The organism is Parasegetibacter sp. NRK P23, assembly GCF_023721715.1.
Taxonomy (GTDB): Bacteria; Bacteroidota; Bacteroidia; order Chitinophagales; family Chitinophagaceae; genus Parasegetibacter.
Genome location: NZ_JAMDLG010000001.1, coordinates 1612934 through 1625376 on the forward strand (window position 1 = coordinate 1612934; position 12443 = coordinate 1625376).

Here is a 12443-nt window from a genome sequence, read left to right on the forward strand (position 1 = left end):
AGGCTTTGTTTGTGTATATATGAGGTCGCATCCGGAAGGGTGCGACTTTGTTTTTTATACCGTTATTTTCCCCGCGTTCTTCCGTGTTTTCACCGTTGTTTCCTTGAAAGGGATGGTTCAATTTTACAACGTCATAGCTGTTCTTTTGTACTTGTTGTTCCAGGGAGGGCGTATGAAAAATGCGCCCTCTTCTTAACGGTGATTAAATGCCCGCGCATGTAAAACCGTTTCCGCTAAAACAAAAGGTTGCAATTCATCAACGCTTTGCGTCTTTGCTCCTTAGCGCCCTTTGCGTGAAACCAAGCAGTGCGTGAAACCACAACACTGTATGAAAAGAACGTTTTGGCTCAATTCTTGTTTCAAAAACGCAAAATCAATGCTATGCGGAACTGGTTACTGATGGCAATAATAATTTTATCCCCTGCATTGGCAAGCGCGCAGCGCTGGTCCGTGAACCTCTCCGGCGGATTCGCCAATTACACTGGCGACCTCCAGGGAAACCGGTTCACCACCGATCAGGCCGGTATCGCCCTCGGAGCGGGCGCCCTGTACGATCTCACCCCACACCTCGCCGTAAGGGGAGGCATCGCTTACCTGAAAGTGGGGGCCGCCGACCGCTACAACCGCAAGCCCGACCTACGGGCCAGGAACCTGGATTTCTCCTCCAATATCACGGAAGGGCACCTCGGTATGGAATTATTTATACTTGATAGAACAGCACACCGCCTGGCCCCTTATGTTTTTGGTGGAATAGGCGTGTTTCATTTTAATCCATACACCTACGATTCCCTTGGCGCGAAGCATGAACTACAGCCGCTGCGTACCGAAGGACAGGGGCTTACCGGCAATGAAGGCAACCAGCCTTACAACCGCACACAATTTAATATCCCGTTTGGCGCGGGTATCCGCTGGGCATTGAGCGACCGCATTTCACTGGGCTGGGAACTCGGGCTCCGCAAAACGTTCACGGATTACCTTGATGATGTAAGTACAGATTATTTTGACGTCACCACATTGCTCAACGAAGCCGGACCCAAATCCGTTGAACTGGCTTTCAGAGGCGGCGAACTGAAAGATGCCGCCAATGCTGTGTATCCTGCCGGAGGAACTATGAGGGGAAGCAGCCGTTACAAAGACTGGTATTACAATTCCTCCATCACACTGCACATCAGGTTGTTCTCTGATAATGGAAGCATGTCGTCCTTCGGTAGAAAGAGGGGGATATTGGGATGCCCGAAATCGGTGTTGTGATCTTCATGATTTCTTCCCTACCTTTGCCGCGCAATGCAATCTTCCATCAAACATATCGCGTCGGCTTACCTCTTGCTGCTGCTCCTGCTGAAGCTGATGGCCCTGCCCGTTGTTTGCCTGGAATTTCGTATCAACCAGGAATACATTGCCGCTAATCTTTGCGAAAACAAAGACAAGCCCGCCATGCATTGCCACGGGAAATGCCATCTTACAAAACAAATGCAAAAAACGGCTGACCTGCCCGGACAGGAACAGCACAAGTCCAATACAATATCCATCGGTCCGGATTTCTTTCAGGAACAACCTTTGGTATCACTGCAATATATGGCTGAACCGGTAGTTGTAATACGAACGCTGTTTCAGGACAAGCGTTTTCTTCAAGGCTTCACCGGCGCTGTTTTTCATCCCCCATCCATACTTTCCTGATATTACCTTTTAATGTGTCTGGTGCTCCGATGTTATTTACGGCGGCACAGGGTAAATTCACATTGGTAAACCACTGAATGCTTCCCGCAATCAGGGAAGTTGATCAACATTATTTTACGGAACCACGGCAATACCTTCAAAGGAAGGGAACCCACATGTCTGGAAGTAGCGCGTCATGCGCAGGTATGCACCTGTAAAGCATATCGCTTCCGGGATCTGCGCGTGTACCCTATTCCTTCCGGTAGTGTGCCGTTGTAATACGTTTTCATTTAAAGCCATACAGGCAATACATTATCATGAACAAGAACTTTTCGCCACTCCTTTTAAGTTTCAGTTTGCTTTTACTGCTCGCCAGTTGTAAAAAAGATGACCAGGAATTCGATAAAAATACGCTTGCTCCCCTAAGCATAGAGTTTGACAACATCGCCGGTTCCATGAATCTTCAACTCAATTCCGGGGAGTACACCACAGCTTCAGGAGAAAAATTCTCTGTAAGCACACTTCAGTACTTTATCAGCAATATCCGGTTGGAAAATACGGATGGCAGTTTCTACACTGTTCCCCAGGATAGCAGCTATTTCCTCATTAACGAGGCCGATGCCACCACGCGTTCCGCGAACATCCGTGTACCCGAAGGCAATTACCGGTCCCTGCAATTTGTGCTGGGTGTAGACAGTTTGCGCAGTACCATGGATATTTCGAAAAGAACCGGCGTACTGGATCCCGGGGCCGGGAGTGGCATGTACTGGGGCTGGAACAGTGGTTACATCTTCTTTAAAATGGAAGGAACTTCTCCGGCCATCACCTCCGATCCACAGCAAAAATTCCGGTACCATATCGGCGGATTTGGCGGGTATTCTTCCACCACCATCAACAACATCAAAACCATCAGCATCAACCTGGAAGCAGGCGGTGTGCCCATGGTTAGAACGGGAAGGAACGCAAACATCCATCTTATGGTAGATGTGACAAAGCTATTCTCGGGGGTAAGCAACATCAGTCTGGCGGCTAACCCCACGGTTATGTTCAATGCCTTCAGTACCGGCGTAGCCGCGAATTTCAGCGGGATGTTCCGCCATGACCATACCGAAAACTGAGGGATATGAAGAGAAAGACCTGGACAACAATACTGGCGCTGCTGATGCTGTGCGCCTGTACCAAAACGGGTCTGGAACAATTTGCCGGTTTTACGAAGCCGGCAAATTTTCCTGATCCTGTGTACCACTTCAATACAAATCCAGTTTCAAAAGCCGGTTTTTTATTGGGTAGAAAGTTATTTTATGAGCCGATGCTCTCCCGCGACAATACCATCAGTTGCGGAAGCTGTCACATTCAATCTGCGGCGTTCACCCACCACGGGCACGATGTGAGTCATGGCATCGACGATAAACTCGGCACAAGGAATTCCCCCGCCATCACGAACCTGGCCTGGGGAAAAAGTTTTTTCTGGGATGGCGGTGTCTTCGATCTTGACCTGCAGCCCATCGTTCCCATCACGAACCCGGTTGAAATGGATGAAACAATGCCGGGCGTATTGTCAAAATTGAGGGCGCACCCGCAATATCCATCGCTGTTTCAGGCCGCTTTCGGCTCCCCGGAAATCAACACTGAAAGGACCATGAAAGCGCTCTCGCAGTTCATGACCATGCTGGTGAGCGCCAATTCAAAATACGATAAAGTGATGCGGAAAGAAGGCGCTGTTTTTACGGAAGCGGAAACGCAGGGATATGCGCTGTTTGCGCAACATTGCGGCACCTGCCACCAGGAGCCGCTTTTTACCGATGAGTCTTTCCGCAACAACGGTATTGGGGCCAGTCCGTTGAATGATGAAGGACGCTATGCGGTTACGCTCAACGAAACCGATCGCTACAAATTCAAAGTGCCCGGTTTGCGCAACCTGAAATACACGGCTCCTTATATGCACGACGGACGTTTCCTTACGGTAGAAGCCGTGGTAGAGCATTATGCTGAGCATGTGAAGGAAACGCCCAACCTGGATCCGTTGCTTATAAAAAACGGCGTGCCCGGGTTAAAGCTCACGAAAGCCGAGCAGCAGAAAATAGTGGCTTTTCTTTCCACCCTCAACGATGAACAATTTATAACCGATAAAAGATTCGCGGAACAATGAAAAAGCAATGGGCCATAATGCTGGCACTTACCTTTATAATCACCGCGCACGCTGCAGCCTGCGATATCTGCGGCTGTGGCGCTGGCAGTTATTATATCGGCATGCTGCCCGAGTTCAATAAAAAAATAATGGGCCTTCGTTTCAGGTACAACGCGTTACGAACCCACCTGGGCGCGGGCGGACAAACTTCGTACCTCACCACCCGCGAGCATTACCGGACCGCGGAACTCTGGGGTGGCTGGAACCTTGGGGCCAAGATCAGGCTGATGGGATATCTTCCGGTGAGTTTCAATGAAAAACGCAACCAGAGCGGGGGGGCTTCCAAAACTGGTTTGGGCGACGCGGGCGCACAGGTTTTATATAAACTGCTGGATCAGAAAAAAGCCATGGGCACAAAACTGCTCGTACATACCTTGTGGATGGGCGCGGGTGTGAAACTGCCCACGGGCAAATATGAAAAGCCCGTAAAAACCACTGGTCAGCAGGATGCAAATATTTTTCAACTGGGCACCGGAAGTACAGACTTTACCGCAAATGCCATGTACGATATCAGGATTCAGGATATGGGGCTGAACGCACAACTGAGTTATAAACTGAATACCGTGAACAGCGATCAATACCGCTACGGCAACAGGCTAACCGCCAATATCCAGGCTTACCATAAATTCAGGATTGCCCGTAAATGGACTTTGTCTCCGAATATGGGCGCTCTGTATGAAACTTCCCGTCAGGATAATGATAACGGATTTAAAGTGCCGGTTTCCGGTGGAAATCTACTTGCGGGAACCATAGGGTTTGAAGCGGTATTCAATGGGTTCACCATCGGCGGCAACTTCCAGGAGCCCTTGCACCAGGAAATGGCGGGCGGTTTTGTAAAAGCGGGCAGCCGCGCCATGCTGCATTGCGCTATCTTATTTTAAATTAAGCTCATGACTTCAATTTCAAAAATCATCATCATTTCTTTTATCACATTGAGCGTGGCGGGCGCGGTCTTCCTCGGCGCATCATTGTGGAAGGACAGCAGGAAACTCCCGGTATTGGGAGAACCCGGCCATGTTGCGGGTCCGTTTTCATTCGTGAACCAGGATGGAAAGACATTCACGGAAAAAGATGTGGGAGGAAAAATCACTATAGTGGAATACTTCTTTACTACCTGCCCCGGCATCTGTAAAGCGATGAACGCGAACCTGTCGCGGGTATACCGGCAGATCGGAGGGGAGAAGGACGTCGTGATCCTGTCGCACACCGTTGATCCTGAAGATGACTCCGTTCAGGTACTGAAGGCTTACGCCGCTAAAATGGGCGTGCACAACGGAAACTGGCAATTTCTAACGGGCAACAAAGTCGATTTATACCGGGCGGCAAGGAATGATTACTTGTTGTCGGTAGAGGATGTGCCTGCTGCGCCTGGCTCCGCGGAAGATTTTATCCATACGCAATACGTGGCTTTGCTGGATCCACACAGAAGGATCCGTGGTTTTTATGATGCCACGGACAGCGCCAGCACCCGTAAAATGATGGCAGACCTGGAGCTGCTGCGCGAATAATTTCAAAAAAATAAGAGGTGACCACAAATTTTATGTCTCCTCATGGTTGTATCCTAAATTCGGGCCGTTGCGCATGTTGTCGGCGGCCAATACTTCTAAATATGTAAATATGAAAAAAGTATTTTCTATTTTGGTCCTGGCTGTAGCTGTTGCGCTGGCCTCCTGTAACGACAACGGTAATGCCAATGCCACCGGTACCGACAGTATGCCGCACGTGCATGATGGCGCTGAAGCAACAGCAACATTGCCGCATACCCTTGCCTCTGAAAAAAAGGATCCTGTATGTGGAATGCCAGTCACCGCGGGCATCACTGATACGGCTCATTATAAAGGAAAAGTTTATGGCTTCTGCGCAAGCGAGTGCAAAAAAATGTTCACTGACAATCCGGAAGGATATACAGCGACCAATTAACCTGGTAAGGAAATTGCCCGGGGCGCTGTTTTTTATATGCGCCCTGGTTTTCCACGCGCACGGACAGTTACAAACCTGCCCGGTGAACATCAATTTCTCCGCGCGGGATCTTTCCAACTGGTCGGCCATAACCGGGTTGGTGGACGGGGCCACCGTTTCTTACACCGGAACAAATGCCGGACTTACTTCCATACCCGAATACAATATTTCTATTCCAGGTATTGAAGTGATCACGACCGCTTCAACGGACAGGTTCGGTAGTTTTCCCACCATCCCTACTATAAACGGATACGCGTATGGATATGCCATCAAACTGGGTTCTACGGCCACTTCACACGACCTGAATTCCGCCTCAAGAAATCCAGGTGGATTCACGCGCTCTATTACCTATACCATCAATGTGCCTGCCGGTCCGGTTTCCATTCCTTATACCATGACATACGCTTACGCCCTGGTGCTGGAGAATGGCACGCATAACTCCAACGAACAACCGCTTTTTCGCGCCATGCTGGAAACGGCTTCCGGTTTGGTGTCCTGCGCCTCGCCTGAATATTACCTGCCCACTTTCAACAATGCCGGTGGCGGCGGGCAGGGCGGAGGTGCTTCCACAGGCGCTACATTGGACAGCGCCGCGGCATTGCTGGATGGGTTCACCAACAGCCCGGAATTATTCCTTTCGTACGCCGGGCAAAACAACGGCAACGGAACCTGGTTACAGGATGTGTGGACAAAAAGCTGGACAGAGGTCACCTTCGATCTTTCGCCTTACCGCGGCCAACAGGTGAAAATTACTTTTGAAACCAGGAACTGCGATCCCGGCGCGCATTTCGCCTATGCGTACGTGGCCATTCGCAATACCTGCGCGGGATTGGAAATCAGCGGCAACAGCGAAGCGTGTACCAATAGCCACAATACTTATTCTATCCCGGCATTGGCCGGCGCAACCTACACCTGGACCGTACCATCCGGGTGGACGATCAATTCAGGGGCCAATTCAAATATTATCCAGGTTACGCCAGGCACCAACGGCGGCGAAATTATTGTGCGGCAGGTAAACAGTTGTACCGATCTGAAAGATACACTGGCGGTAACCACTACTTTGCCTACCATCGCAGGAGCGGTGAACGATGACAACCGGGTTTGCACAGGATCGAACAGTACCGAACTATTACTTTCCGGAGAAAGAGGTGATGTGCTCGACTGGCTGGTGTCTACCGATGGATTGAACTGGTCGTCGACCGGAATAACTACATTGAACTACCAGGCGAACAACCTTACTTCCACCACCCATTTTAAAGCGCTGGTGCAAAACGGCACAGCGTGCAGCATAGATTCCAGTATTAAAGCTGTAATTACCGTAGATGCATTGAGTGAAGGCGGAACGCTTTCTCCAGGCTCCACCAATATCTGCGAAGGGGAAAGCCCACACATAGAACTTGTGCTAAGTGGCAATTCAGGTGCAGTGCTGAACTGGCAAACCTCTTCCGATGGATTGAACTGGAACGGGATGACCCCGGTTTACCAGCAACCCAACTTTTTACCCGGAACCATCCATCAAACTATCTATTACAGGGCCGTGGTGCAGAATGGTGTTTGTCCGGAGGATATCAGCTCCGTCGCTGAACTAAAGTATTTCGCGCCTACTTATCCCGCGGCATCTATTACCCCTGAATTTTCTTCCATCTGTTATGGTACATCGGTGCAACTTTCGGCCACCATCACAAACGGCACCAGTTATACCTGGAACAATCCTTCTGTTTTGGCTTCCCCCGGCAACGGTAGTATAACTTCATTGCCCTATAGCTTAACTACTCGCGCCACACCACTGGTTTCCTCAGCAATCGTGTTGTCTGTTTACAATGAAGGGTGCCCCAATGCTTATTCAGATACCTTTCACATCGCGGTGATACCGCCCGTTAAAGTATTCGCGGGCAACGATACGGCTGTCGTTGTAGGGCAGCCGCTTCAACTGAATGCCGTATCGGATGTGGCTGAAGCCACTAATTTCAGGTGGACTCCCATCACGGGATTAACTGATCCTGGTATTGCAGATCCTATAGCTGTATTAACCGCAAGCAATGCACCCGGTATATATTATGTGGTGTCCGCTTCCACTCCCGAAGGTTGTGTGGGCACTGATTCCATTTATGTACGCGTATTTAAAACACCCGCCGATATCTTCATGCCCAACGCGTTCACCCCGAATGGCGATGGCCATAACGATGTGATCATGCCCATTCCGGCGGGAATAAAACAATTGAATTATTTCAGGATTTATAACCGTTGGGGCCAACTTGTATTCCAGACCAACCAGGTGGGAACAGGGTGGGATGGAAGACTGAACGGCACACCACAATCAGCGGCAGTATTTGTTTATATGTTGCAGGCGGTAGATTACAACGGGAACGTGGTGACGAAGAAAGGAACTTTTGTATTATCCCGATAATCAGGTTAATGCAATAAGGCCCTCCGGATGGAAAGCCTTATTGTTTTAATGTTTGCACTAAAAAAAAGAGTTATTTCTTCTGATAAGTATCTACGATTTTTAAACTTACACCATTGAAAGTATATTCATGGGTAATCACCATTCTTGAAGAACTGATGGATTCTATCCTGCCGGATTCCACATCGCCGTTGTAGTCGATCGTGATCGTATTGTCGGAACTTATTTCCCAATTGAACGTGCCATAAACCTGGTCGTCACCCGGATCACATTTGCTGGCGCCTTCATCCAGTTCTCCTGTTCCTCCGGCTTTGAACACAAAGAGGTCGTCGGCATCGCAGGGGTCCATGTTACTGATGGCTTCCGTATCCAGGTCGCCATCATCATCGAAATCATAAATGGCGGGGGTGTACACCTGGGAGGTCAGTATCCATCTGCCAACGATCTGTTCGCTGGCGGGTTTATCATCGTCTCCGTCTTTTTTACAGGAAGAAAGGGATAGCAGTGCGAATACTGCTGCGGTAAGGTAGGCTTTGGTCATCTTCGTTTTTTTAGGATATGAATTAAATGATCCATGAAGATTGCACTTAAAAAGTTAAGATGCAAGCCTGCGCCTACTTAGAATTTATTGTGTGGTGACTGAAGTTTTTTTGAAGAAAACGGACAATTGTATCATTCAAGAACCGATTTTTCAGAAAAGAACGCCTGTTATTGCAACAAAACATGCCTGATGGCCGACGCATAAGCGTACAAATTTTTCCTGCACCACGACTTTTCTTCCCCTGTATGATAATCTTCCGGCCTTTTGCTGCCCGGAAACTCGATCGTAAACAGCATGGCCGCTTTTCTCGATTTTTCTTCCTTTTCACCACAAACATCCGTAGTGGCCCAGGTGCCTAGGGAAACACCATAACCGATATTGCCGGGCAATTTACTCCCATGGAACTTTCGGGGCTGAAAGCAACCGGGTGCGGCGATGGGCGGATCGTTTACATACAATGTGGTGGGACGTTGCAGCGGATGATTGCCCCAGGCATCGCCATCCATCCGGAGAATATGCCGGGCAGTTTCAATGGCAAGTGTGCTGTCGGGGACATAACCGTAAGCCATGCCTGTACAGGTGGTGCGCGGGTCGGCGAATATACCTGCGTGCTTCGTATCCCGGATGGCATGAAGGGAAATGATCCTTTCCGGGGCTAGTTCCTGGATCACTTTTAAAAGAAGTTGGTTTTCGGGTTCAATCAGGCGACCAGCATGATCGTGCGGCGTTTCCGTTTCAAATGCTTTTCCCGGCGGCGGCATCTGCCGGTTTGGATCGGCGCATGTTTTACCGCTATAGCGGCCAATGTTCTCGTGGTTGCCGATCTTGCAGCCCGAAGCGATCGCCTTCACTGCATTGTCGGGGAACAGGCAGGGGATGATCCAGATATTATATTCGGAAGAAAATTCTGTAGAGATTTGTTCGCGCAGCAGTTCTGCCAATGCTATGGAAGATAATTCTGATCCATGCACACCACCCACGAGCAATATGTTTTTATCCGATTTCCCCGGGAAATAGTGGAGTTGCAATGGACGTCCTTCCTTCGTATGTCCCATCACGGCGCTGCCGCGAACATGTGCTGCCCGCATGGCGTAAAGCTGGGGTAACAGCACTGTATGGTTGCTCCATTGCTTCATCCATAATAAAGCGAATGCGAAAAGTATTGTTTTCATTGTTTTTTCTGGCTGGTACAAAAGTAGCGGAGAGCAATAGGGCTGGCAACCGCATAAACATGTTAAAAGAATGTGAGTTGATTCTTTTACGCTTTGCCGATACATTCCCGATTTTCATCGTTTCCCACACTTCATTGTAGTGGTATCGCGCTATTTTCAATACCATATTGTAAGATGGTAAAATGCTGCTAAGGGTAAGGTTTAGTATGAGTGCCCGTTCTTTTTTCATGAATCGGCTACGCCCCGCTGTTTTCAGTGGGGCTTTTTTATTCCCCCGGATTTGCACGACCTTTGCAACAATTTCTACCAGGATCATGAAGGTGTGCATCGCGGAAAAGCCAAGCGTGGCCAGGGATATAGCGGAAGTTATAGGCGCCGGTCAGCGTAAAGACGGATACTACGAAGGAAATGGTTTCCAGGTTACCTGGACCTTCGGGCATTTCTGTACCCTCAAGGAACCGCATGATTATTTCGAACAATGGAAATTCTGGCGCCTCGACGACCTGCCCATGATCCCGCAGCAATTCGGGATCAAACTGATCGATAATCCCGGTGTGCAAAAACAATTCGGGATCATAGAATCGCTCGTTCAGAACTGTGAGGAAGTGATTAACTGCGGGGATGCGGGCCAGGAAGGAGAACTCATTCAACGTTGGGTATTGCTGAAAGCGAAGTGCACCGCTCCCGTAAAACGGCTCTGGATATCGTCGCTTACCGAAGATGCCATCCGGGAAGGTTTTCAGAAACTGAAAGAGAGTGATCAGTACAACAACCTGTACGCGGCAGGCAGCGCGCGTGCTATCGGAGACTGGTTGTTGGGCATGAATGCCACCCGCCTGTTTACCAAAAAATTTGCGCAGCCCAAAGTGGTGTTGTCTATCGGTAGGGTACAAACGCCAACCCTCGCCATGATCGTGCAGCGACAGAAAGAGATCAACGCTTTCATTTCAGAAGAATACTGGGAACTGAAAACCATCTACCGTGAAACTGAATTTACCGCCACCATCGACCGGCTCCGGGATAAGGAAAAGGCGAACAAAGGACTCGCTTACCTGAAAGAGCATCCTTTCGAGATCACTTCATTCGAACGGAAAGAAGGAAAGGAAGGTAATCCGCGTTTGTTCGACCTTACCTCCCTTCAGGTGGAGGCGAATAAGAAATATGCCTATACAGCCGATGATACGCTGAAACACGTGCAGAACCTGTACGAAAAGAAGATCGTCACCTATCCGCGTGTGGATACCACATATCTTTCAGAAGACCTTCATCCTAAAATACCAGGCATCTTGCAGGATATGACGCCTTATGCTGCGCTCACGGCACCTTTGCTGGCAAACCCGATTCCGAAGCTGAAAACGGTGTTCGACGATAAAAAAGTGACCGATCACCACGCCATTATCCCCACCGGGAAATATCCTGAAAACCTTTCCCAGGAAGAAAAAAGGGTGTACGATCTAATTGCCCGCAGGTTCATCGCCGCTTTCTATCCGGAATGTAAGATCTCTAATACCACGGTGATGGGAAAAGTGGGACAGGTCGCGTTCAAAGCCACGGGCAAACAAATACTGGAGCCGGGATGGAAGGAACTCTACGCAAACGATAAGCAGGAAAAAAAAGAAGGGGAAGCCGAAGAAAAGATATTGCCCGTATTCGTAGCAGGAGAAAAGGGACCGCACGAGCCGCGGATCCACCAGGGTAAAACCACGCCGCCGAAACCATACACGGAAGCCACTTTACTGCGGGCCATGGAAACAGCCGGTAAACAGGTGGATGACGAAGAGATGCGGGAACTCCTGAAAGATAATGGAATCGGAAGGCCTTCCACACGTGCCAATATCATTGAAACCCTGTTCAAACGCCGGTATATTGAGAAGAAAAAGAAAAACATTTTCGCCACACAAACAGGTATGGACCTGATCGATACCATTCAGTCGGAACTGCTGAAAAGCGCGGAACTAACGGGTACCTGGGAACGTAAACTCCGGTTGATCGAGAAAGGGGAATACGCCATGGATACCTTTAAGCAGGAACTCATACAAATGGTGGTGGACCTCACCCGGGAAGTAAAAATGAGCGCGGGCAAAGTGATTGCTATTGCAGAAGGCAATGCAGAACCTGCGCCCAAAACCACCAAAGAAAAGAAGCCCCGCGAACCGAAAAAGGAAGTAGCGCCCGAGCCATTAACCTGCCCCAAATGCAAAGCTCACCCATTGAAAAAGGGCAACACCGCCTTTGGCTGTTCCAATTTTAGTGTATGCGGGTTTAAAATACCGTTCTCCATTATGGGGAAAACACTGACCGATAAGCAGGTTTCTGACCTGGTAACAAAGGGGAAAACCACCCGGATTAAGGGGTTGAAAACAGCTGAAAATGCCCAGGATACTGATGGAAAGCTGATCCTGAACGCCGCCTTTGAAATTGTACTCGAAAGCTAGTCTTTCCCGGAATGATTTTTTAACTGGAAAATTGCGCAACTTTAAGGACTAAAATCCGGCGTTGCATGAAGCAGTTCATTTTTTTACT

The 12443-nt window shown here is 49.2% G+C and carries 12 protein-coding genes; 9 read left to right on the top strand and 3 right to left on the bottom strand.

What is annotated here, in order from left to right; all coding sequences use genetic code 11:
- Positions 1 to 399: 399 nt before the first annotated feature.
- Together M4J38_RS06485 and M4J38_RS06490 are read left to right on the top strand one after the other, a co-directional pair.
- The gene (locus M4J38_RS06485; RefSeq protein WP_251758727.1) at positions 400 to 1251 is read left to right on the top strand and encodes a DUF6089 family protein; all 852 of its coding nucleotides are present in this window, start codon (positions 400 to 402) and stop codon (positions 1249 to 1251) included.
- 33 nt (positions 1252 to 1284) lie between these two features.
- Entirely contained in the window at positions 1285 to 1677 is a 393-nt protein-coding gene (locus M4J38_RS06490) for a hypothetical protein (protein ID WP_251758728.1), read from the top strand.
- Positions 1678 to 1791: 114 nt separating this feature from the next.
- Here M4J38_RS06490 and M4J38_RS06495 read toward each other — a convergent pair whose 3' ends face one another.
- The gene (locus M4J38_RS06495; protein ID WP_251758729.1) at positions 1792 to 1956 is read right to left on the bottom strand and encodes a hypothetical protein; all 165 of its coding nucleotides are present in this window, start codon (positions 1954 to 1956) and stop codon (positions 1792 to 1794) included.
- A gap of 17 nt (positions 1957 to 1973) precedes the next feature.
- Here M4J38_RS06495 and M4J38_RS06500 point away from each other — a divergent pair, with 17 nt between their 5' ends.
- The 6 genes from M4J38_RS06500 to M4J38_RS06525 all read left to right on the top strand — a co-directional run bounded on the left by M4J38_RS06500 (position 1974) and on the right by M4J38_RS06525 (position 8210).
- Complete coding sequence (locus M4J38_RS06500; RefSeq protein WP_251758730.1) at positions 1974 to 2774, top strand: MbnP family protein; 801 nt, start codon at positions 1974 to 1976, stop codon at positions 2772 to 2774.
- A gap of 5 nt (positions 2775 to 2779) precedes the next feature.
- A complete protein-coding gene (locus M4J38_RS06505) occupies positions 2780 to 3805 on the top strand; it encodes a cytochrome-c peroxidase (RefSeq protein WP_251758731.1) in 1026 nt (341 codons plus the stop codon).
- The gene (locus M4J38_RS06510; protein WP_251758732.1) at positions 3802 to 4725 is read left to right on the top strand and encodes a transporter; all 924 of its coding nucleotides are present in this window, start codon (positions 3802 to 3804) and stop codon (positions 4723 to 4725) included. The genes M4J38_RS06505 and M4J38_RS06510 overlap by 4 nt, the downstream gene beginning before the upstream one ends.
- Positions 4726 to 4734: 9 nt before the next feature.
- Positions 4735 to 5352: an SCO family protein gene (locus M4J38_RS06515; protein WP_251758733.1), complete on the top strand. Its 618-nt coding sequence runs from the start codon at positions 4735 to 4737 to the stop codon at positions 5350 to 5352.
- A gap of 109 nt (positions 5353 to 5461) precedes the next feature.
- Entirely contained in the window at positions 5462 to 5764 is a 303-nt protein-coding gene (locus M4J38_RS06520) for a YHS domain-containing protein (RefSeq protein ID WP_251758734.1), read from the top strand.
- An 82-nt stretch (positions 5765 to 5846) separates the two neighbouring features.
- Complete coding sequence (locus M4J38_RS06525; RefSeq protein WP_251758735.1) at positions 5847 to 8210, top strand: gliding motility-associated C-terminal domain-containing protein; 2364 nt, start codon at positions 5847 to 5849, stop codon at positions 8208 to 8210.
- Positions 8211 to 8280: 70 nt separating this feature from the next.
- Here M4J38_RS06525 and M4J38_RS06530 read toward each other — a convergent pair whose 3' ends face one another.
- Both M4J38_RS06530 and M4J38_RS06535 read right to left on the bottom strand, forming a co-directional pair.
- Positions 8281 to 8748, bottom strand: coding sequence for a lipocalin family protein (locus M4J38_RS06530; RefSeq protein ID WP_251758736.1), 468 nt, complete (start codon positions 8746 to 8748; stop codon positions 8281 to 8283).
- 167 nt (positions 8749 to 8915) lie between these two features.
- Entirely contained in the window at positions 8916 to 9920 is a 1005-nt protein-coding gene (locus M4J38_RS06535) for a hypothetical protein (RefSeq protein WP_251758737.1), read from the bottom strand.
- A gap of 314 nt (positions 9921 to 10234) precedes the next feature.
- Between M4J38_RS06535 and M4J38_RS06540 the strand changes: the two genes are divergently transcribed.
- Positions 10235 to 12355: a type IA DNA topoisomerase gene (locus M4J38_RS06540; protein WP_251758738.1), complete on the top strand. Its 2121-nt coding sequence runs from the start codon at positions 10235 to 10237 to the stop codon at positions 12353 to 12355.
- Positions 12356 to 12443: the final 88 nt, after the last annotated feature.